The sequence below is a fragment of the Aeromicrobium phragmitis genome, assembly GCF_003674095.1.
Lineage (GTDB): Bacteria > Actinomycetota > Actinomycetes > Propionibacteriales > Nocardioidaceae > Aeromicrobium > Aeromicrobium phragmitis.
On record NZ_RDBF01000007.1, the window covers coordinates 1 to 20,994 of the forward strand.

General features: G+C 70.9%; 22 protein-coding genes. 19 read left to right on the forward strand and 3 right to left on the reverse strand.

Annotated elements, in window-relative coordinates:
* The first annotated feature begins 148 nt into the window (after window positions 1–148).
* The 19 genes from D9V41_RS10235 (at window position 149) to der (ending at window position 17,127) form a co-directional block, all read left to right on the forward strand.
* Entirely contained in the window at window positions 149–487 is a 339-nt protein-coding gene (locus D9V41_RS10235; protein WP_121794476.1) for a single-stranded DNA-binding protein, read from the forward strand.
* Complete coding sequence (locus tag D9V41_RS10240; RefSeq protein WP_121794477.1) at window positions 484–1,488, forward strand: HAD-IIA family hydrolase; 1,005 nt, start codon at window positions 484–486, stop codon at window positions 1,486–1,488. Before D9V41_RS10235 ends, D9V41_RS10240 begins: the two co-directional genes overlap by 4 nt.
* Window positions 1,485–1,634 carry a hypothetical protein gene (locus D9V41_RS17805; protein WP_166375994.1) on the forward strand — a complete coding sequence of 50 codons (150 nt, stop codon included), beginning with the start codon at window positions 1,485–1,487 and terminating at the stop codon, window positions 1,632–1,634. The genes D9V41_RS10240 and D9V41_RS17805 overlap by 4 nt, the downstream gene beginning before the upstream one ends.
* Complete coding sequence (locus D9V41_RS10245) at window positions 1,634–2,452, forward strand: TlyA family RNA methyltransferase (protein WP_121794478.1); 819 nt, start codon at window positions 1,634–1,636, stop codon at window positions 2,450–2,452. The genes D9V41_RS17805 and D9V41_RS10245 overlap by 1 nt, the downstream gene beginning before the upstream one ends.
* Window positions 2,449–3,363, forward strand: a complete 915-nt coding sequence (locus tag D9V41_RS10250) for an NAD kinase (protein ID WP_121794479.1) — start codon at window positions 2,449–2,451, stop codon at window positions 3,361–3,363. The genes D9V41_RS10245 and D9V41_RS10250 overlap by 4 nt, the downstream gene beginning before the upstream one ends.
* On the forward strand, window positions 3,363–5,036 hold the full coding sequence (gene recN / locus D9V41_RS10255) for a DNA repair protein RecN (RefSeq protein ID WP_121794626.1): 1,674 nt from the start codon (window positions 3,363–3,365) through the stop codon (window positions 5,034–5,036). The genes D9V41_RS10250 and recN overlap by 1 nt, the downstream gene beginning before the upstream one ends.
* A gap of 56 nt (window positions 5,037–5,092) precedes the next feature.
* A complete protein-coding gene (gene steA, locus D9V41_RS17810; RefSeq protein WP_166375995.1) occupies window positions 5,093–6,268 on the forward strand; it encodes a putative cytokinetic ring protein SteA in 1,176 nt (391 codons plus the stop codon).
* Window positions 6,265–7,131 carry a copper transporter gene (locus tag D9V41_RS10260; protein ID WP_166375996.1) on the forward strand — a complete coding sequence of 289 codons (867 nt, stop codon included), beginning with the start codon at window positions 6,265–6,267 and terminating at the stop codon, window positions 7,129–7,131. Before steA ends, D9V41_RS10260 begins: the two co-directional genes overlap by 4 nt.
* A gap of 127 nt (window positions 7,132–7,258) precedes the next feature.
* The gene (locus tag D9V41_RS10265; protein WP_121794481.1) at window positions 7,259–8,944 is read left to right on the forward strand and encodes a CTP synthase; all 1,686 of its coding nucleotides are present in this window, start codon (window positions 7,259–7,261) and stop codon (window positions 8,942–8,944) included.
* A gap of 1 nt (window position 8,945) precedes the next feature.
* Window positions 8,946–9,557: an NUDIX domain-containing protein gene (locus D9V41_RS10270; RefSeq protein ID WP_121794482.1), complete on the forward strand. Its 612-nt coding sequence runs from the start codon at window positions 8,946–8,948 to the stop codon at window positions 9,555–9,557.
* The gene (gene xerD / locus D9V41_RS10275) at window positions 9,554–10,468 is read left to right on the forward strand and encodes a site-specific tyrosine recombinase XerD (RefSeq protein WP_243697230.1); all 915 of its coding nucleotides are present in this window, start codon (window positions 9,554–9,556) and stop codon (window positions 10,466–10,468) included. The genes D9V41_RS10270 and xerD overlap by 4 nt, the downstream gene beginning before the upstream one ends.
* Window positions 10,469–10,523: 55 nt before the next feature.
* Window positions 10,524–11,390, forward strand: coding sequence for a ParA family protein (locus tag D9V41_RS10280; RefSeq protein ID WP_121794483.1), 867 nt, complete (start codon window positions 10,524–10,526; stop codon window positions 11,388–11,390).
* Complete coding sequence (locus D9V41_RS10285; protein ID WP_121794484.1) at window positions 11,375–11,698, forward strand: hypothetical protein; 324 nt, start codon at window positions 11,375–11,377, stop codon at window positions 11,696–11,698. The genes D9V41_RS10280 and D9V41_RS10285 overlap by 16 nt, the downstream gene beginning before the upstream one ends.
* Complete coding sequence (locus tag D9V41_RS10290; RefSeq protein ID WP_243697231.1) at window positions 11,695–12,576, forward strand: segregation and condensation protein A; 882 nt, start codon at window positions 11,695–11,697, stop codon at window positions 12,574–12,576. The genes D9V41_RS10285 and D9V41_RS10290 overlap by 4 nt, the downstream gene beginning before the upstream one ends.
* Window positions 12,560–13,204, forward strand: coding sequence for an SMC-Scp complex subunit ScpB (gene scpB, locus D9V41_RS10295; RefSeq protein WP_121794485.1), 645 nt, complete (start codon window positions 12,560–12,562; stop codon window positions 13,202–13,204). The genes D9V41_RS10290 and scpB overlap by 17 nt, the downstream gene beginning before the upstream one ends.
* The gene (locus D9V41_RS10300; protein WP_121794486.1) at window positions 13,197–13,940 is read left to right on the forward strand and encodes a pseudouridine synthase; all 744 of its coding nucleotides are present in this window, start codon (window positions 13,197–13,199) and stop codon (window positions 13,938–13,940) included. The genes scpB and D9V41_RS10300 overlap by 8 nt, the downstream gene beginning before the upstream one ends.
* Entirely contained in the window at window positions 13,937–14,983 is a 1,047-nt protein-coding gene (locus D9V41_RS10305; RefSeq protein WP_121794487.1) for a prephenate dehydrogenase, read from the forward strand. Before D9V41_RS10300 ends, D9V41_RS10305 begins: the two co-directional genes overlap by 4 nt.
* A gap of 8 nt (window positions 14,984–14,991) precedes the next feature.
* Window positions 14,992–15,666: a (d)CMP kinase gene (gene cmk, locus D9V41_RS10310; protein ID WP_243697232.1), complete on the forward strand. Its 675-nt coding sequence runs from the start codon at window positions 14,992–14,994 to the stop codon at window positions 15,664–15,666.
* A gap of 138 nt (window positions 15,667–15,804) precedes the next feature.
* Window positions 15,805–17,127 (forward strand): ribosome biogenesis GTPase Der, encoded by a 1,323-nt coding sequence (gene der, locus D9V41_RS10315; RefSeq protein ID WP_424922799.1) that lies wholly within the window; start codon window positions 15,805–15,807, stop codon window positions 17,125–17,127.
* A gap of 29 nt (window positions 17,128–17,156) precedes the next feature.
* Here the strand turns inward: der and D9V41_RS10320 are convergent, their stop codons facing one another.
* From D9V41_RS10320 to D9V41_RS10330, 3 genes are read right to left on the reverse strand one after another with little or no spacing between them, the layout of a single operon-like run.
* Window positions 17,157–17,963, reverse strand: a complete 807-nt coding sequence (locus D9V41_RS10320; RefSeq protein ID WP_208006824.1) for a glycosyltransferase family 2 protein — start codon at window positions 17,961–17,963, stop codon at window positions 17,157–17,159.
* A 59-nt stretch (window positions 17,964–18,022) separates the two neighbouring features.
* Window positions 18,023–19,495 (reverse strand): PfkB family carbohydrate kinase, encoded by a 1,473-nt coding sequence (locus D9V41_RS10325; protein ID WP_121794491.1) that lies wholly within the window; start codon window positions 19,493–19,495, stop codon window positions 18,023–18,025.
* Window positions 19,492–20,883: an aldehyde dehydrogenase family protein gene (locus D9V41_RS10330; RefSeq protein ID WP_121794492.1), complete on the reverse strand. Its 1,392-nt coding sequence runs from the start codon at window positions 20,881–20,883 to the stop codon at window positions 19,492–19,494. Before D9V41_RS10330 ends, D9V41_RS10325 begins: the two co-directional genes overlap by 4 nt.
* Between the last annotated feature and the right edge of the window lie 111 nt (window positions 20,884–20,994).

Genomic DNA, 20,994 nt, shown 5'->3' on the forward strand with positions numbered 1-20,994 from the left:
GAGAGTAGGACGTCGCCGGACAACCACACAGCGCGAGGCCGCCCCAACCCTGGGGCGGCCTCGCTGCATTTACCCCCAGGATATTCTTGTCCACAGTCGGCCCACGGCGCCCTGGCGGCCAGGATGTGCGCGGGGCGAGTCTGTCGCCATGAGCGAAGAATCCGTCAACGCGGTATCCCTGGCGGGCCGCATCTCCGCGGCGCCGGTCACCCGGACGTTGCCGAGCGGCGACGAGATCGTCTCCTTTCGCGTGGTCGTCGACCGCAGCCGGGCGGCACGTCGTCGTTCGCGGGTGCGGGTCGACAGCTTCGAATGCGCGGCCTGGACGGCAGCGCTCCGCCGGTTCTGCTCGCGTCTCGAGGTCGGCGATCGGGTGGCGGTCGAGGGCGAACTGCGATCCCGGTTCGCTCGGTCCGGCGACGGTGTCGTCGGACGCGTGACCGTCGACGTCTCCTCGGTGCGCCGGGAGGTAGCCTCGTCCCCATGAGCCTGTCGAGCTGCGAGCGGCCCCTCGTCGATGGCTACGACGCGGTGGTGCTGGATCTCGACGGTGTCGTTTACGTGTCGTCGCAGGCGGTGCCCGAGGCCGTGCCGGTCCTCAACCGGGTCACCGACGCCGGGGTGCCGCTCGCTTACGTCACCAACAACGCGGCGCGCACCCCTCAGGAGGTCGCCGGGCAGTTGAGGTCGCTCGGACTGAAGGCCGACGATGACGACGTCATCACCTCGGCGCAGGCCATCGCCCGGGTCATGGCCGCCGAACTCCCCGCCGGCTCGCCCGTCCTCGTCGCCGGCGGCGCAGGACTGCGTGTGGCGGTGCAGGAGTCGGGCCTGTCGCCGGCGGCCGATCTCGGCGCCGGTCCGGTTGCCGTGGTGCAGGGCTACTTCCCGCAGATCGGCTGGGAGGACCTCGCGGAGATCGCCTACGCCGTCGAGGCGGGGCTCCCGTGGTACGTCAGCAATACCGACCTCACCATCCCCACGTCGCGGGGCATCGCACCGGGCAACGGTTCGCTCGTTCAGGCGGTCCAGAACGCCGCACGCGTCCCCCCGCGCGCGATCGCTGGCAAGCCGCACCGTCCGCTCTTCGAGGTGACCCTCGAACGGCTCGGTGCCGCGAACGCGCTCATGGTCGGCGACCGCCTCGACACCGACATCGCCGGAGCGCGCGGCGCCGGCCTCACGTCGCTGGCGGTGCTGACCGGCGTGTCCACGCTCGCCGACATCGCCGCGGCCACCGGCGACGACCGCCCGGACTTCGTCGCAGCCGACCTGCGCGGACTGTTCGCCCCCCACCCTCCGGTCACCGTCGACGATGTCGAAGCCCGGTGCGGTGCGGCGCGAGCGCTCCTGACCGGCGAACAGGTCGGGCTCGAGCGCCGATCCTCGCAGTCGGTCGAGAACCTCCGCGCCGTGCTCGGACTCGCCTGGTCGATCCGCGACAGGTCCGGCACATCGCCTCGCCTCGATGGGACACTGGGACCATGAGCAGTCCCGACGACACCGTCGCGTCCGTCCTCGCTGCCCTCGACGGGCTCGAGGACGTCGACGTCCACGAGCATCCTGCGCGGTTCGATGCAGTTCACGGCGCATTGCGACGGCTGCTCGACGGCGACGAGGCCGCCGAGTCCTGATGGGACGTCGGGTACGACTGGACAGCGAACTCGTGCGCCGCGGCTTGGCCAGGTCACGTGAGCACGCGGCAGAGCTGATCGATCAGGGCCTCGTCAGTGTCGGCGGGCAGACCGCGCGCAAGGCCGCCACCCAAGTCACGACCGATCAGCCCGTGGTGGTCAAGGAATCACTCGAACCGACCTACGCCTCCCGAGGCGCTCACAAACTCCTCGGCGCGCTCGCGGCCTTCGAGCCGCTCGGACTCGACGTCGCCGGGCGCCGGGCGCTCGACGCCGGGGCCTCCACCGGAGGATTCACCGATGTCCTGTTGCGCCGGGGGGTGCGTGAGGTGCTGGCCGTCGACGTCGGTTACGGCCAGCTCGTCTGGGCCTTGCAGTCCGATCCGCGCGTCCACGTCATGGACCGCACCAACGTCCGCTCGCTGACCCTGGAGCACACGCAGGGGCCGGTCGATCTGCTCGTCTCCGACCTCTCCTTCATCTCCCTGACCATCGTCATGCCCGCCCTCACATCGGTCACCGCCGCGGGCGGCGACATCGTGCTCATGGTGAAACCCCAGTTCGAGGTCGGCAAGGAGAACCTCGGCAAGAACGGCGTCGTCCGCGATCCCGCGCTGCACGCGACCGCGGTCCACCGTGTCTGCATGAGCGCCTACGATCACGGATGGGGTACGCGCGGTCTGGCTCCGAGTCCGCTTCCGGGCCCCGCTGGCAACGTCGAGTACTTCTGCTGGCTGCGCACCGACGCACCGGCACCCGACCCTGCCGCGGCCGACGAGGTCGTCGCGGCCGGACCGTTAGGAGGCGAGTGCGGATGAGACGAGTGCTGCTCACGGTGCACGTCGCACGCCCCGAAGCCGCCCGCGTCGTGACCGGGTTCGCTCGCGAACTGCAGGCCGCCGGTATCGAAGTGCGGGTCGTCGAGACCGAGCTCCCCGCGCTGATCAAGCAAGGAGCCGTCGACCTCGTACCGGTCGAAGCCCGTCCCGGTGCTGCCGCCGACTGTGAGCTCGCGGTCGTCTTCGGCGGCGACGGCACGATCTTGCGCACCGCCGAACTGTGCCGGGGCACCGGCACCGCCGTCCTGGGCGTCAACCTGGGCCATGTGGGCTTCCTCGCCGAGGCCGACGTCGAGGACCTCCACGAGATCGCGGCGCGGGTCATCGCCGGAGACCTCGAGGTCGAGGAGCGACTGACCGTCGACGTCGTGGTGTCGGTCGGGGGCGAGGTCATCGCTCACAACTGGGCGCTCAACGAGGCGACCGTCGAGAAGGCCTCGCGTGAGCGCATGCTCGAAGCGGTCGTCGAGATCGACGACCGGCCGGTCTCTCGGTGGGGCTGCGACGGCGTCGTGTGCGCCACGCCCACGGGGTCGACGGCCTACAACTTCAGCGCGGGCGGGCCGATCGTCTGGCCCGAGGTCTCGGCGCTGCTCATGGTGCCGATCAGCGCGCACGCGCTCTTCGCCCGGCCGCTGGTGGTCTCACCGGACTCCACCCTGGCGATCGAGATCGTCGGCGAGACCAGCACGGGCGTCCTCTGGTGCGACGGCCGACGCGCGGCGGAGGTGCCCATCGGCGCCCGGATCGAGGTGAGCCGCGGCGCGGAGCCGGTCCGCCTCGCCCGCTTGCATGCGGCCCCCTTCGCCGACCGGCTCGTGCGCAAGTTCGAGTTGCCCGTCGCCGGATGGCGCGGGGCGGCGGAGCGTCGCAGAGAGGAGCGCGGCTGATGTGGCAGTTCCTCCGGCTGTCGTCCCTCGGCGTCATCGAGGAGGCCGAGCTCGAGCTCGGCGCCGGCTTCTCGGTCATCACCGGCGAGACCGGCGCGGGCAAGACGATGGTCGTCACCGCGCTCGGGTTGCTGCGCGGCGAACGCGCCGACTCCGGTCTCGTCCGGATCGACGCTGACCGGGCCAGAGTGGAGGCCACAGTCGCGGTGGCGCCCGGATCGACCGTCGACCGCCTCGTCACCGAGGCCGGCGGGTCGCTCGACGACGGCGAACTCGTGCTCGGTCGCGTGCTCTCTGCGCAAGGTCGCTCCCGCGCCACCGCCGGTGGTGCCACCGTGCCCGCCGCGGTGCTCACCCAGGTCGCCCGCGAGCTCGTCGCGGTCCACGGCCAGTCCGATCAGCAGCGGCTCGTCCTGGCCAGTCAGCAGCGCGAGGCGCTGGACACCTTCGGGGGAGATGCGGCGGCGAAGGCGCTCACGGCGTACCGCGCCACCTACGCGCGATGGCGCGAACTCCAGCGCACCCTCGTCGAGCTGCGCGACCACGCGGGGGAGCGGCTGCGCGAGGCCGACATGCTCCGCCACGGGCTCGACGAGATCAACGCCGTGGAGCCGCAGGTCGGCGAGGACGAGGAGCTCGCTGCCGAGGAGGCGCGACTCGCGCACGCGGAGTCGCTCATCGGCGCCGCGCTCCATGCGGCCGGGGCCCTCTCCGACGACGAGAACGGCGCGGCGACGGCGGTCGCCGTCGCTCACCAGCAGCTCTCCGGTGCTGCCGGCCACGACCCCGTTCTCGACGCGCTCGCCACCCGAGTCGCCGAGGCGGGCATCGAACTGAGCGATATCGCCTCCGAACTGCAGCGCTACGGCTCCGACATCGACCTCGACCCGGCTCGGCTCGCCGCGGTGCAGGAGCGCCGAGCTGCGATCTCTGCGCTCGTCCGCCGCTACGGTCCCACCCTCGACGACGTCCTCGCCTGGGCCCGCGACGCCGCAGAACGGCTTCCCGAACTCGACGACGACGATCAGCGCATCGCCGCACTCGAGAGCGAGCTCGCCGAGGTGGAACCGCAGCTGCACACGTCGGCCGACCGGCTGCGTGAGGTACGCCGGGCCGCCGCGGCCGAGCTCGCCGAGCGGGTTCAACGCGAGTTGGCGGCGCTGTCGATGCCGTCGGCGCGACTCGAGGTGGTCGTCGAACCCGCCGAGGAACTGACCCAGCACGGCGGTGACGCCATCGAATTCCTCTTCGCCGCCAACAGCGGCACCGCGCCGCGCCCGATGAGCAAGGGCGCGAGCGGGGGAGAGCTGTCCCGACTCATGCTCGCGCTCGAGGTCGTACTCGCCCACGAGCACACCGTGCCCACCCTGGTCTTCGACGAGGTCGACGCCGGCATCGGCGGCAAGGCCGCGGTCGAGGTCGGCCGCCGGCTCGCCCGGTTGGCCCGCAACGCTCAGGTCATCGCCGTGACCCATCTTCCGCAGGTGGCAGCCTTCGCCGATCACCACTTCGTGGTCTCCAAGAGCGACGACGGAGCCGTGACCCGCAGCAGCGTCCGCCGCCTGTCCGATGACGAGCGGGTCGACGAGCTCGCCCGGATGCTGGCCGGCGTCGACGAGTCGCAGGCCGCTCAGGAGCACGCCCGCGAGCTGCTGGACCTGGCGCGCCGCTGATCTCCGGCCCTGCCTCCACGGATCGGGCCCCTTCGCGTGTCAGCATGGGAAGCGCTATGGCTCTTCTCAAACGCAAGCGTGCGGACGCGGTCGACGCCCCCGGTGTCGTCGGTCCCGCGCGGCTGGCTCGTCAGCCCTCGGACTTCGCCGGGGTCCGCCCCGGCGATGTCGTGGTCATCGACATCGCCGACCTCGAGGCGCAGGATGCCGAGACGCTCGCCGCGCGCGGGGTCGCCGCCGTGGTCAACGCCGCGCCCTCGTCGACGGGCCGCTACCCGAACCTCGGTCCCCAGGTCCTCGCGAGCACCGGCATCACGCTGGTCGACGACGTCGGCGAGGGCATCTTCGCGCGGTTGCGCAGCGGCGAACGCCTGCGCATCGACGGAGCCGCCGTCTACCGCGGCGACGAACTCGTCGCCACCGGCGTCGAGATGACCGGCGAGCGCATCTCCGCGGGCCTGACGCAGGCGTCCACGGAGCTGTCCAACCGGCTCGACTCGGTCACCGCCAACGCCTCGGATCAACTGCGCCGCGAGCGCGCGATGCTGTTCGAGGGCGCACGTGTCCCGCGGCTCACTCAATCCGCCCGCAACCGCGCCGCCATCGTCGTCGCCGATGCGTTCGACGTGGAGGTCGACCTCAAGGGCTTGCGCCGCTTCATCCGCGACAACGATCCGCTCCTCATCGGCGTGGGCAAGGGCGGCGACGTCCTCATCACGATGGGTCTCGTCCCGCACGTGCTCATCGGCACCGACGAGGAGCTCCCCACGAGTGCGATCGCCCGGGCCCGCGAGGTCGTGGTGGTCTCGCCCTCGGGACGCATCGCCCGTCCCGAGCGCTTCGAGCAGCACGGCACCCCGGCCACCGTCTTCGCCGCCAGCGGGACGAGCCAGGACCTCGCGATCCTGCTCGCGGACCACAACGACGCGTCGGTCATCGTGCTGGCCGGTGCGCCGCCCACCCTCGTCGCCCTCCTCGAACGCGACACGGCCGACGTCGGCTCCGCGTTCGTGGCTCGGCTGAAGGCCGGCACGAAGGTCGTCGACGCCAAGGCTGTCCGGTTCTTCGCCGTGCAGCGGTTGTCGTGGCTCGTGCCCGCTCTCTTGCTGCTGGCCGGCGTCGTCGCGGTCGTCGCGGCGATCGGCACCACCCCCGCCGGCATGAGCTGGTGGAGCGACCTGCGCGACCTCGTCGGCGATGGCGTCACCTGGATCGAAGGACTCTTCTCGTGATCAACCTGCGTTACCACCTCGTCTCCCTCGCCGCAGTGCTGTTCGCGCTCGCGGCCGGCATCGCCGTCGGAGCCGGCCTCCTCGACGACGCCGGTGCGACGCTCAACAACGACGACCAGGCGCGACCGGACATCTCGCCGGCCATCGCCGGCTTCGATGCGGCCTATGCCGAGAGCACGTCGCCCGGCCTGATCCGCAACACGCTGGCCGATCAGAGCGTCGTCGTGTTCACGACGCCCGGGGCTCGCGATGCCGAAATCACCGGCATGATGGAGAACCTGCAGAGCGCCGGTGCCACGGTCACCGGCCGGGTCGCGTTGACCGGCAAGCTCCTGTCGCCCTCGGAGCGGCAGTTCGCCGAGGGCGTCGCCACCCAAGCCGGCGGTGACGAGATCTCCGGCGACGGCGCGTACGAGCTCATCGGCAGCGCCCTCGGTCGGGCCTTCCTGGCCCCGGAGACCGGCGAGACCGACCAAGCCGCGCGCACGATCCGTTCGGCGTTCGCCCAGGGCGAGCTCATCGACATCGTCCAGGAGCCCGAACAGAACGCGACGCTCGCGGTGGTCATCACCGGTCCGTCCTCGTCCGAGGACGCGGACTACGGCGTGGTCGTCTCCCAGTTCGCGGGTGCCGTGGACGCGTCCGGAGCCGGACTGCTGGTCGCCGGCCCCGTCTCGTCCTCGGAGGACCGCGGCATCGTCGGCCGGGTGCGATCGTCGGAGGTCGCCTCGGAGGTCTCGACCTTCGACGTCACCGACACGGCCACCGGCCGGATCGCCGCGGTGCTCGCGCTGGTGCGTGAGTCCGCGGGCACCTCGGGTGCCTGGGGCACGTCGCGCTCGGCCGACGGCCCGCTGCCGTAGCAGACGCAGTGAGGCCAGCGACACGGCCTCGCCGCTCCAGAACGGCTTGCTTTCTTGGTAGGCTGGAATCCCGTGGAACACAGGACAGCGGTTCTACACTTTCACCCTCCGATCCACGGGAGTCACCTTGGCAGGTAGCGCGGTCACCAAGCACGTATTCGTCACCGGGGGCGTCGCCTCGTCCCTCGGCAAGGGTCTGACCGCCTCGAGCCTCGGTCGCCTGCTCAAATCGCGGGGGCTGCGGGTCACGATGCAGAAGCTCGACCCCTATCTCAACGTCGATCCCGGCACGATGAACCCCTTCCAGCACGGCGAGGTGTTCGTCACCGACGACGGCGCCGAGACCGATCTCGACATCGGCCACTACGAGCGCTTCCTCGACGAGGATCTCGTCGGTCGCGCCAACGTCACGACCGGGCAGGTGTACTCCGACGTCATCGCCCGGGAGCGGCGCGGCGATTACCTCGGCGACACCGTCCAGGTGATCCCGCACATCACGAACGAGATCAAGGACCGCATGCTCTCGATGGGCGGGCCGGACGTCGACGTGGTCATCCACGAGATCGGCGGCACCGTCGGCGACATCGAGAGCCAGCCCTTCCTGGAGTCGGCGCGCCAGGTCCGTCACGACGTCGGCCGCGGCAACGCCTTCTTCGTTCACGTCTCGCTCGTGCCGTACATCGGCCCCTCCAAGGAACTCAAGACCAAGCCGACCCAGCACTCGGTCGCCGCGCTCCGGTCCATCGGTATCCAGCCGGACGCCATCGTGTGCCGCTCCGATCGGCCGCTGACCGAGAGTGTCAAGGACAAGATCGCGCTCATGTGCGACGTCGACTCCGAGGCCGTGGTCACTTGCGCTGACGCGCCGTCGATCTACGACATCCCCAAGGTCCTGCACGCTGAAGGCCTCGACGCGTACGTCGTCCGACGCCTCGACCTTCCGTTCCGTGACGTCGACTGGCGCCAGTGGGACGATCTGCTGCGCCGCGTCCACCGTCCGGACGAAGAGGTCACCATCGCACTGGTCGGCAAGTACATCGACCTGCCCGACGCGTACCTCTCGGTGGCAGAAGCGTTGCGCGCCGGTGGCTTCGCACACTCGACGCGGGTCAACCTGCGCTGGGTGCCGTCCGACGAGTGCGCGACCGAGGCCGGGGCGGCCCGCCATCTGTCCGATGTCGACGGTATCTGCGTGCCGGGCGGATTCGGCGTCCGTGGCATCGAGGGCAAGATCGGCGCGCTCACCTACGCCCGTGAGCAGCGCATCCCGACCCTGGGCCTGTGCCTCGGTCTGCAGTGCATGGTCATCGAGTACGCGCGCCAGTTCGCCGGCATCACCGATGCGAGCTCCTCGGAGTTCGATCCGCAAACCGCTCACCCGGTCATCGCGACGATGGCCGAACAGGAGGCGTTCGTGGAGGGTGCGGGCGACCTCGGGGGCACCATGCGTCTCGGGCTCTACCCGGCATCGCTCACCGCCGGCAGTGTCGTCGCGACCGCCTACGGCAGTGAGTCGGTCGAGGAGCGTCACCGTCACCGTTACGAGGTCAACAACACCTACCGCAAGCAGATCGAGGACGCCGGGCTGGTGTTCAGCGGCACGTCGCCGGACGGTCTGCTGGTCGAGTTCGTCGAGTTGCCCCGCGAGGTCCACCCGTTCTACGTCGCCACGCAGGCGCACCCCGAGCTGCGGTCTCGACCCACCCGCCCGCATCCGCTGTTCGCCGGGCTCGTCCGTGCCGCGCTCGACCGGCAGCTCGAACTGCGGTTGCCGGTGGAGGACCTCGCCGCAGTGGCGGAGGAGAGGGCCTGAGATGACGGCTCCGGATCATCCGCGGCTGCCTGGACAGCTGGCCGACGCCGTCGCGGACGCACCGGCCGGCTGGCCGGTGGCGCGCGCCACGACGGCGTTCTCCAACGGCTACCTCGACGTCACGCTCGACACCATCGTCGACCCGGGCGGCGAGGAGCACGAGCGGGTGATCGTGCGACCGCACGGTGCCGTCGCCGTACTCGCCCTCGACGAGGACGACCGGATCCTGCTGGTGGAGCAGTACCGGCATGCCGTCGGCCAACGGCTCGTGGAGATTCCGGCCGGCACGCTCGACGTCCACGGTGAGCATCCGGCCGAGGCCGCCGCGCGCGAGCTGGCCGAGGAAGCCGACATCGTCGCCGGGCGCTGGTCGCCCCTGCTGGAGCTGACCGCGACGCCCGGATACTCGACCGAGCGCTGGACGGCGTACGTGGCGCAGGATCTCGCGGCCGTACCCGACTCGGACCGCACCGAGCGCGTGGCCGAGGAGGCCGACATGCGTCAGTGGTGGGCGCCGTTCCAGCAGGCCGTCGGCCTCGTGCTCGACGGCAAGATCACCGACGCGCTCACGGTGGCGGCGATCCTGGCCTGGGCTGTACGGCGGTCCGCGTGACCCTGGAGCGGGCAGTCTCGGACTACCTCGCGCACCTGGGCATCGAACGAGGACTCGCCGACAACACGTTGCAGTCGTATCGACGCGATTTGCGGCGCTACGCGCGGTTCCTGGCCGAACTCGGTCGCGAGCACCCGGCGGACATCACCGAGGCCGACGTGGCCGCCTTCAGCGCCGCGCTGCGCACCGGGGATGACGATCACCGCCCGTTGGGCACGTCCAGCGTCGCCCGGATGATCGTGGCGGTCCGCGGATTCCATCGTTTTCTGCTGCGTGAGCAGCTCGTCAGCACGGACGTCACCAATGCGGTCAAGCCGCCGCGGCCCGCGTCGCGGCTCCCCAAGGCGCTACCGCTCGACGACGTCGAGGCGATCATCGCCGCCGCCGGTGCTCCGGGGACGGCGCTCGCCAAACGCGACCAGGCGCTGCTGGAGCTGCTCTACGGAACGGGGGCCCGCATCTCCGAGGCGGTCGGGCTCGATGTCGACGACGTCGATCTCGAGCACGGCGCCGTCGTGCTGCGCGGCAAGGGGGCGAAGCAACGCATCGTGCCCGTCGGCAGTTACGCCCGCGACGCCGTGGCGGACTACCTGCGTGTCGCGCGGCCGAGCCTGGCCAACGGCACGAGCCATGCGCTGTTCCTCAACGCGCGCGGGGGACGGCTGTCGCGCCAGAGCGCGTGGACGGTGCTGACCCGTGCCACGGCGCGCGCCGGAATCGCGGCCGAACGGGTGTCACCGCACACGTTCCGGCACTCCTTCGCCACCCATCTGCTCGATGGTGGTGCCGACGTGCGAGTCGTGCAGGAACTGCTCGGTCACGCCTCCGTCACCACGACCCAGATCTACACGTTGGTGACCGTGGAGAAACTCCGCGAGGTCTACGCCACGGCGCATCCGCGGGCGCGATGAACGGCAGTACAGTGGCGCGAGAGAGAAGCAACATGTCGACACGTGAAGGACGGCGATGAGCACGGACGTCAGCACCAGCAGCCAGCTCGGCCCCACGGGTCGTCCGTTGCCGCAGTTCCGCGAGCCGGGGCCTCGCAGCTCCACGGCGCCCGCGCAGATCATCGCGATGTGCAACCAGAAGGGCGGCGTCGGCAAGACCACGACGACGATCAACCTCGGCGCCGCGTTGGTCGAGGAGGGGCGTCGGGTGCTGCTTGTCGACTTCGATCCGCAGGGCTCGATGACGGTCGGCCTGGGGTACAACGCTCACGAGATCGAGCAGAGCATCTACCACGCGCTCATGGACCCCGAGGTCACCCTCAAGGACGTCATCGTCTCGACCTCGACCGAGGGGCTCGACCTCGTTCCGGCCAATATCGACCTCTCCGCCGCCGAGATGCGCCTCGTGAGCGAGGTCGGCCGGGAGCAGGCCCTGGCCCGGGTCCTGCGCCAGGTCGCGCGCGACTACGACGTCGTCTTGATCGACTGCCAGCCCTCCCTCGGACTGCTGACCGTCAACGCGCTCACCGCCGCGCACGGTGTCATCATCCCGCTGGAGTGCGAGTACTTCGCCCTGCGCGGCGTCGCCCTGCTCACCGAGACCATCGAGAAGGTCCGCGAGCGCACCAACTTCGACCTTCGCATCGTGGGCCTGCTGGGCACGATGTACGACAGCCGCACCTTGCACGGCCGCGAAGTGCTGCGGACGCTCGTCGACGGGTGGGGCGACCTCGTCTTCCACACCGTCATTCGGCGAACGGTGAAGTTCTCCGATTCGACGGTCGCGGGCGAGCCGATCACGAGTTACGCCCCCACGTCGCCCGGTGCCGACTCCTACCGTCAGCTCGCCCGGGAGGTGCTGCAGCGATGCCCCGACGCGTGAACCTGCCCGGCGCGGACGAGCTGTTCCGCGCTACCGCACCCCAGCGTGAGGTTCCGGCCGCGCCCGAGCAGGAGTCGGCTGCCGCGGCGCGGGCCAGCGGACGGGTCAAGCACGACGAGAAGATGACCGTCTACCTGACCTCCGAGGAGCTGCTGGCGCTCGAACAGGCACGGATCCAGTTGCGCGCCGAACTCGGACGCAAGATCGACCGAGGTCGCTTCGTACGGGCGGCGATCGCGGCCGCGCTGGAGGACCTCGCCGCACAGGGTCGTGACAGCGACGTCGCGCGGAGGCTGGCCGACTCGTGAGTATCGCCGAGATCGACGGGACGGCCCCGGCGGGGGAGTCCGGCTTCTCGGTGACGCTGGGCAACTTCGAGGGGCCCTTCGACCTGCTGCTGCAGCTCATCGCCAAGCACCAGCTCGACATCACCGAGGTCGCGCTGTCGATGGTGACGACCGAGTTCATCGCCTACACCAAGACGCTCGACGACGATCTCGAGCAGACGACCCATTTCCTGCTGGTCGCCGCCACGTTGCTCGATCTCAAGACGGCGCGGCTGCTGCCGCAGGCCGAGGTCGAGGACGAGGACGACCTCGAGCTGCTGGAGGCGCGTGACCTGCTCTTCGCCCGGCTTCTGCAGTACCGCGCGTTCAAGCACGTGGCGGCGTTCCTCGGCGAACGACTCGATCGCGAGGTGCGCCGCGTTCCGCGCGCCGTGACTCTCGAGCCGCGGTTCGCCCAGCTGCTGCCCGAGGTCCAGATCCCCGCCACGATCGACGACCTCGCGGCGCTGGCCGCCGCGGCGCTCGCCCCGAAGCAGCCGCCCGTGCTGTCACTGGCGCACCTGCACGCCCCGGCGGTCAGCGTGCGCGAGCAGGGGCACCTGGTGGTCGACCGCCTGCGTCGTGAACGGTCCACGACGTTCCGCGCCCTCACCGCCGACGCTCCCGACGTGATCACCAAGGTCGCGCGGTTCCTGGCGCTGCTGGAACTCTTCCGCGAGGGCGTGCTGGCGTTCGACCAGGCGGTGCCGCTCGGCGACCTGACCGTCCGCTGGACCGGCACCGACGACGGAGACATCGACGTGGGCGACGAGTTCGACGAACCCGCGCCCGCGGCGGCCGAGCTCCACGCGGTGCCCGACCCTGATCCCGACGAGAGTGACGATGAGCCAGACGCCTGAGACCGAACCGGTCAGCTACCCCTTGCGCCCGAGCCTGGAGGCGATCGTGCTGATCGCCGACGAGCCGATCCAGGCCGTCGCGCTCGCCTCCGCCATCGGTCATCCCACCGAGGCGGTCGAGGCGGCGCTGCGCGAACTGGCCGAGGAGTACACCGCACAAGGCCGCGGTTTCGAATTGCGCGAGGTCGCCGGCGGGTGGCGTTTCTACACCCGCGACGAGTACGCCGACGCGGTCGCCGCGTTCGTGCTGGACGGCCAGCAGGCCAAGCTGAGCCAGGCGGCCCTGGAGACGCTGGCCGTGGTGGCCTACCGCCAGCCGATCAGCCGCTCGCGCATCTCGGCGATCCGGGGGGTGAACGTCGACGGCGTCGTGCGCACGCTGCTCACCCGCGGGCTCGTCGAGGAGCAGGGCAGTGACGCGACTACCGGTGCGACCCTCTACGGCACCACCGGTTACTTCCTCGAGCGCATGGGTCTCGGCAGCCTCGAGGAGTTGCCGCCGTTGGCGCCGCTGCTGCCCGAGCTCGACGAGCTCGATGGGGAGCTGGAGCGGGTCGCGGGCGAGGAGGCCGCGTCCACCGAGGAGCCGCAGGGGGCCGACGACACGCAGGAGCCCGCGCATGACTGAGATCGAGGACTCCGGCGAGATCCGGCTTCAGAAGGTCCTCGCACAGGCCGGGGTGGCGAGCCGCCGGCGGAGCGAGGAGCTCATGGCCAGCGGACGTGTGGAGGTCAACGGCGAGGTCGTCACCCGCCTCGGCATCCGTGTCGATCCGCTGCGCGACGTCATCCGCGTCGACGGCCGACGAGTGCCGCCGCCCACCGAACACGCGTACCTGATGCTCAACAAACCGCGGGGCGTGGTGAGCACGATGTCCGACGAGCAAGGCCGGCCCGACCTGCAGCAGTTCGTCGCCGGACGCGCCGATCGCCTGTTCCACGTCGGCCGGCTGGATACCGACACGTCCGGTCTGCTCCTTCTCACCAACGACGGAGACCTGGCGCACCGGCTCGCACATCCCTCGTTCGAGATCACCAAGACCTATGTCGCGCTGGTGCGAGGACAGGTGCCGTCCGGGCTCGGGCGTCGGCTCCGCGACGGCGTCGACCTCGACGACGGCCCGGCCCGCGTGGACCGGTTCGTGGTCCGCGACCGTGGCCGTGCACAGTCGCTCGTCGAACTCGACATCCATATGGGCCGGAACCGGATCGTCCGCCGGATGCTCGACGAGGTCGGTCATCCGGTCGTCGAGCTCACGCGCACGGCCTTCGGTCCGCTGCGGCTCGGGGACCTGAAGGTCGGCACGATGCGCGAGCTGTCCCGTGACGAGCGCGGTGACCTCTTCGATAGCGTGGGAGCATGACTGCCCCTGTGCCCGGACCCGTGCTCGTCGTCGGGTGCGGACTCATCGGCACGTCGGTGGCGCTGGGCTTGCGCGCCCGTGACGTCGAGGTCCATTTGCAGGACCTCGACCCGCGCAACGTCGCCCTCGCCGTGCAGGCCGGAGCGGGCACGGACGCCGTGGTCACCGAGCCTGCGCTCGTGGTCGTCGCCACGCCGCCGGGAGCGGTGGTCGACGCGGTGCGCTCGGCGCTTGCGTCCTACCCGGGGGCCGTCGTCACCGACGTGGCGAGCGTCAAGGCGCCGATCGTCGAGGCGATCGACGACCCCCGCTTCGTGGGTGGTCACCCGATGGCGGGCAAGGAACGCTCCGGGCCCACCGCGGGATCGGGCCAGCTCTTCGAGGGCCGGCCGTGGGCCGTCGTCCCCGGTGTCCGCGCGGGCGACGACGCCGTCGCGGTCGTCGAGCGGTGCGTCGTGGAGCTCGGCGCCGTGCCGTACCGCTTCGAACCTCGTGCCCACGACGACGCCGTCGCGCTGGTCTCGCACGTGCCGCACCTCATGTCCGTCCTCACCGCCAGCCTGCTGGCCGAGGCCCCCGAGGGCCATGTCGAGCTCGCCGGCCAGGGCCTGCGCGACGTCACCCGGATCGCGCGCAGCGACGCCGATCTGTGGGTCGACATCATCGGGCACAACGCCGAGGCGATCACGCCGCTGCTGACCCAGGTGCGCGACCGGCTCGACACGCTGATCGCCGCGGTCTCCGGCGACGCGGTTTCGCTGGAGTCGCTCCTCGAACGCGGGCGCCAGGGCACCATCACGATCCCCGGCAAACACGGCACGCTGCCCACCGAGCTGGCCTCGGTCTTCGTGCCGATCGACGACATGCCCGGTGAGCTCTCGCGGCTCGTCGGCGACGCCGAGGGATCGGTCAACATCGAGGATCTGCGCATCGACCACGAAATGGGCCGACCGGTCGGTCTGGTCGAGATCGTCGTCCTTCCCGAGCGCGCCGACAAGCTGCTGGACGCCCTGCGCGGCCATGGCTGGGCGGCCTACCGATGAGGAGCACCGTGGGAACACCGATCGTCATCGCCATCGACGGCCCGTCCGGGTCGGGCAAGTCGAGCACCTCGCGCGGGGTGGCGTCGGCTCTCGGCTACGACTACCTCGATACGGGTGCGATGTACCGCGCGATGACCTGGGCGCTGCTGCAGCGGGGGGTCGACGTCGAGGACGCCGACGCGGTGGCGGTCGCGGCGGACGACGTCAGCATCCGCGTCGGCACCGATCCGCAGGCTCCCACCATTCAGGCGGACGGGACGGACGTCGCGGGTCCCATCCGCCAGGACGAGGTCACCACCGCGGTCAGCCCGGTCTCCGCCGTACCGCACGTGCGTGAGCTGCTCGTGCGGGCTCAGCGCGAGGTCATCGCCACGTCCTCGGGCGCCGGTCGCGGCATCGTGGTCGAGGGTCGCGACATCGGCACGGTGGTGGCTCCCGATGCGCCGCTCAAGGTCTACCTCGTGGCCGACACCGCGGCTCGCGCCGCGCGGCGGGCCGCGGAACTCGGCGGCGTCGACGCGTCCCTGACCGAAGCCTCACTCACCCGGCGCGACACCATCGACTCCACGCGCACGGCCTCACCGCTCGTGCAGGCCGACGACGCCGTCGTCGTCGACAGCACGCACCTCACCCTCGACGAAGTCATCGAGCACATCGTCGGTCTGGCCCGCGAGCGCTCCTAGCCCTCCGGCCCGAGATGTGGTCACTCGTGGGTCACGCCGCGCCGGACACGTGATCCGGAACCGACCGCATCTCGACGGCGCGAGGCTCGGCCCGCCTCCACAGTCAACCGGCGTGGTCCGGACCGATAGGATCGAATGGTGTCAGAACAGCCCGTGCTCGCCGTGATCGGTCGCCCCAATGTGGGCAAGTCGACGCTCGTCAACCGCATCATCGGCCGTCGCGAGGCGGTCGTCGAAGACGTCCCCGGCGTCACGCGTGATCGGGTGTCCTACGACGCGGTCTGGAACGGCCGCACCTTCACCGTCGTCGACACCGGCGGATGGGACCCGGACGCGCGCGGGATGGCCGAACGCATCGCCCAGCAGGCCGAAGTCGCGATGACGGTCGCCGACGCGATCCTCTTCGTCGTGGATGCCACCGTGGGGATCACCGATGCCGACGAGCGCGTCGTCAAGCTGCTGCGCGCCTCCAAGAAACCCGTCATCCTCGCCGCCAACAAGGTCGACGACCAGCGCTCGGAGCTGGAAGCCGCGGCGCTGTGGAACCTCGGCCTCGGTGAGCCGATGCCGGTCTCCGCCCTGCACGGGCGCGGGAGCGGCGACCTGCTCGACGCGATCCTCGACGCCCTCCCCGACCCGCCGGAGGAGGACTTCGATGCGCCCGCCGGCCCGCGGCGGGTGGCCATCGTCGGCAAGCCGAACGTCGGCAAGTCCAGCCTGCTGAACAAGCTGGCCGGCGAGGAGCGCGTCGTGGTCGACAACGCGTCGGGCACGACCGTCGACCCGGTCGACGAGATCATCCAGCTCGGCGGCCGCGAATGGACCTTCATCGACACGGCCGGAATCCGCCGGCGGGTCAAGGAAGCGTCCGGGCACGAGTACTACGCGAGCCTGCGGACCAACGCCGCGATCGAGCGCGCCGAGGTCGTCATCATGATCGTCGACGCGAGCCAGGCGCTCAGCGAGCAGGACGTGCGCATCATCAACGCCATCCAGGAGGCCGGGCGCGCCCTGGTCATCGCGTTCAACAAGTGGGACCTGGTCGATGACGAGCGCCGCTACTACCTCGAGCGCGAGATCGACCGCGAACTCGTGCAGGTGCCGTGGGCACCGCGCGTCAACATCGCGGCGCTGACCGGCTGGCACGTGGACCGCCTCGTGCGCGCGCTCGACGCCGCCCTGGCAGGCTGGGAGACCCGCGTCCCGACTGGCGCGCTCAACTCGTTCCTCGGTCGACTGGTCGCCGAGCACCCGCACCCCGTGCGTGGCGGCAAGCAGCCCAAGATCCTGTTCGGCACGCAGGCCGCCACCGCACCGCCGACGTTCGTGCTCTTCACCTCCGGCAAGCTCGAAGCCGGCTACCTGCGCTTCATCGAACGCCGCCTGCGCGAGGACTTCGGCTTCGTCGGCAGCCCGATCCACCTGCAGCAGCGCGTCCGGGCGAAGCGCTCCCAGCGCTGATGGCGGCTCGTCCTTCGCGACCGACCCGCTCAGTCGGTGGCGGGGGAGCCGAGGACGACGTCGAAGGCGTCGACGCTGCGTCCGGGCAACGTGGTCTCGGCCTCGAGATGGACCGCTCCGCTCGGCAGGATGCCGGCGCCGCCCCAGCGCTCCATGACGCGCCACTCGGCGAGCACGTCCTCGCCGGTGTGGTCGTCGGGTAGGTCGTTCCAGAAGCGGAAGCCGCCGCATGCGACGAGGGCTTCACGGCGGAACATCACGCAAGCGCCGACCCACGCGACCTTGTAGAGCAGCCAGTGGCCCTCGGGCACGTCGTGCTCGGCCGCCACCTGCGCGAGGTTGGCCGCGTTGTGGAGGGTCCACCGCTCGAAGGCGGGGTCGCCGCGGCGGATCTTCTCCGGGTGGACCGGGCCGCGCCAGGGCTCGAAGACCGCCCGCTCTCGGGGGCGGTCATCGGCGAGGTAGGACAGCCCTTGCACCGCCGCGCCGACGAAACCGCAACCCGACTCCACCAACGCCTCATGAAGTCGGCGCAGCTGGTCGGGCTCCAGCCAGACGTCGCTGTCGAGGAAGAGGACGTAGGGCGCGCTCGACTGTTCGAGCAGGAACTGACGCTGCTCGGCCATCCCGCGGCGCGGCTGGTGCCGCTCGAGCCGGACGCGTCGTCCCTGCGCCCGCAGGACGCGCACCATCGCCGCGACGGACGCCTGACTCCAGACCGGGTGGTCCTCGGTCTGGTCGCTGATGATGACCGAGAAGTCGGGGACCCGCTGCCCGGCCAGACCCGAGAGCGTCACGGCCAGTTCGGCGGGTCGCTCGTAGGCGGGGATCAGCACCTCGACATCAGTCGGTAGAGGCTCGGCCGGCCGAGCCCAGTCGCCTGACCAGCGAGCGCTCACGGCGGCTCCGGCACGTAGTCGAGAATGCGGACCTGGCCGCCGGCGGCCAGTACCGCCGGTGTCTCCTCGAGCATCTGTGGCGTGTAGTCCCCGCCCTTGGCATAGACGTCGGGACGCAGCGCTTCGATGAGCGGGACGACCGTGTCGGTATCGAACGTCGTGACGTAGTCGACGCAGCTCAGCGCGGCGAGGACCGCGGCGCGGTCCGTGACACCGTTGCGCGGGTGCCCAGGACCCTTCAACCGGCGCGCGGAGTCGTCGGAGTTGACCGCCACGACGAGCACGTCACCAAGCTGCTTGGCCTGGTTGAGGTAGCGCGTGTGTCCTCGCAGCAGCATGTCGAAGCACCCGTTGGTCAGGACGATGCGACGCCCGGCGGCCCGCTCGGCGGCCACGCGGCGGATCAGTTCGTCCTGGTCCAGCGCGGTGTCGGCGAAGCTTCCCAGGTGCCGGGCGAGGTCGGCCGTCGTGCACACCGAGGTGCCCGGATGCCGCACTACGACGTCTGCCGCGGCCTGGCCGAGATCGGCACTCGTCGTGAGCGGGAGACCGGCCGCACGCCCCAGCGTGAGAGCGGCCACGAAGGTGTCGCCCGCGCCGGAGGCTTGCTTCTCGGTCTGCGGTTGCGCCCACGTGCGGTGCATCGAATCACTGCCGAGGAGGATCGTGCCGTCGCGGTCCAGGGTGACCACGGCGGCAGCCGCGCCGGTGGCCTCGAGCACCTCTGCGGCGTGCTCCTCGACCACTGCGGCCCGGTCGGCGCCGGCGTCGAAGGACAGGTCCAGCACTCGAGCGACCTCGGCGGCGTTCGGCGTGACGAGATCGGGTTCCACTACCCGCCAGGGGCGTGGGTCGTGGGCGTCGACCACCGTGAGGATCCGCTCGCGCCGGTGCGCCAGGGCATCGCATACCGCGCCGGTGAGCAGACCGGAGCCGTAGTCGCAGACCACGACCGCGGCGGCGTCGGCGAGGGCCTCGGGCACCGTTGCTGCCAGGCGGTCGACGGCGTCCTCGGGCCAGATGCCGGCCGCCTCATCGAGCCGGAGGATCACCTGGTCGCCGCTGATGATGCGGTACTTGGTGGTGGTCACGCCTCCGGGCTGCTCGACGAGCCCGCTGACGTCGACACCGGCCGCGCCGAGCAGCCGTCGCAGCTCACGGCCGGCGAAGTCGGCGCCCACGAGCCCGACCATGCGCACACGGGCCCCGAGCGCGGCGAGGTTCATCGCCGTGTTGGCAGCGCCGCCGGGCGCGTAGTCGCGGCGCTCCAGATCGACGACCGGCGCGGGTGCCTCGCGGCACAGTCGCTCGCTCGTGCCACTCCACCAGCCGTCGAGGATGACGTCGCCGACGACCGTCACGGGTACCTGAAGCTCGGCGAGGCGCCCGGGCAACCACGTCGAGAGCGCGTTGTGACGCTCGAGTGATTCCGTCGTGGTGGAGACCGGCGACTCGACGTCGGTGCTCACGACCGCGCCTCGCCGACACCGATGTGCACGACCTTCACCTGGGTGAACTCGTCGAGCAGCTCCGGGCCGTAGCCGAAACCGTCCCCGCTGTCGCGGCGTGGTTGCGCGGCACCACCGGGTGCGCCGCCGAAGACGCCGTTGACCTTGACCGTGCCGACGCGCAGGGCGGCGACCGCGCGGTTCGCGTGGTCGATGCGATTGGTCAGGACCGTGGCCGCGAGGCCGTAACGACCCTCCGCGGCGAGGCGCAGCCCCTCGTCGAAGTCGTCGACGACCTGCACGGGTGCGACCGGACCGAAGGTCTCCTCGGTCATGACCGTCATGTCCGGCGTGCAATCCCACAGCACCGTCGCGGGGTACCACGAGCCCGGGCCGTCGGGCACTTCGCCGCCGCACAACGCCGTCGCACCGGACGCGAGCGCGTGGGAGACCTGCGCATGCACCTCGTCGCGCATGCGGTGGTCGACGAGCGGGCCGATGAGCCGCTGCTCGTTGCGCTCACGGGCTTCGGCGACGAGAGCCTCACGGAACTCGTCGGCGATCGCTCGATGGACGTAGATGCGCTCGACGGACGTGCAGATCTGGCCGGCGTTGGCGAACGAACCGAGCGCGGCCTGCGCCGCCGCCCAGCGCGGGTCGACGTCGTTGTCGATCACGAGTGGGTCGTTGCCTCCGTTCTCCCGGATGACGTGGGCGCGCGTCAGGGCGGCGGTGCGCGCGATGCGCTCGCCGGTGGCGCTCGAACCCACGTGCGCGACGACGTCGACGTCCGGCTCGTGCGTGAGCAGCTCGCCGGTCTCGCCGCCGCCGGTCAAGGTGATGAGGACGTCCGGCGGGAACACCTCGGCGAGGATCTCGCCGAGGCGGGCGCCCAGGTGCGGGCAGCGTTCGCTCGGCTTGTGAATGACGGTGTTGCCGGTGACGAGGGCGGCACCGAGCAGGCCCGCCGCCACGGCCACGGGGTCGTTCCAGGGTGTCAGCGCGACCGCGACTCCTCGGGGTTCGGCGATCGTGTAGTCCGCGGCGAGCCGGCCGCCGCGCAGGCTGTGTCCGCGCTGCAGCGGTCCCAGCTCGGCGTATTGAGCGAGGGTGCCTGCGCCGGCCTCGACGCCGCCGCGGGCGTCGTCGATCGGCTTTCCGGTCTCGCGGAGGTTCAACTCGGCCAGTTCGTCGAGGTGGTCGTGCAGCGCGTTCGCGGCGGCGCCGAGCAGCTGTCCGCGTTGCTCGGGAGAGACGTCTTCCCATCCAGGCTGAGCCGCTCGGGAAGCCCGGACGGCCGCTGCGACGTCCTCGCGGGTCGCCGGTTCGAGCCGGCCGACGAGGCTCCCGTCGCGCGGATCGAGCACGGTGATGAGCGAAGCAGCGTCCCGGGTGTCCTGAATCGTCATGTCTCTCCTCACTCGTTCGGGTCTGCCTCGGGAGTACCCGTCTGCGTGCTGATTGAGACAGTGAGAGAGCGGGTACTTCTTCTCCGGCGACACCAGCCGACGGACGGCCGG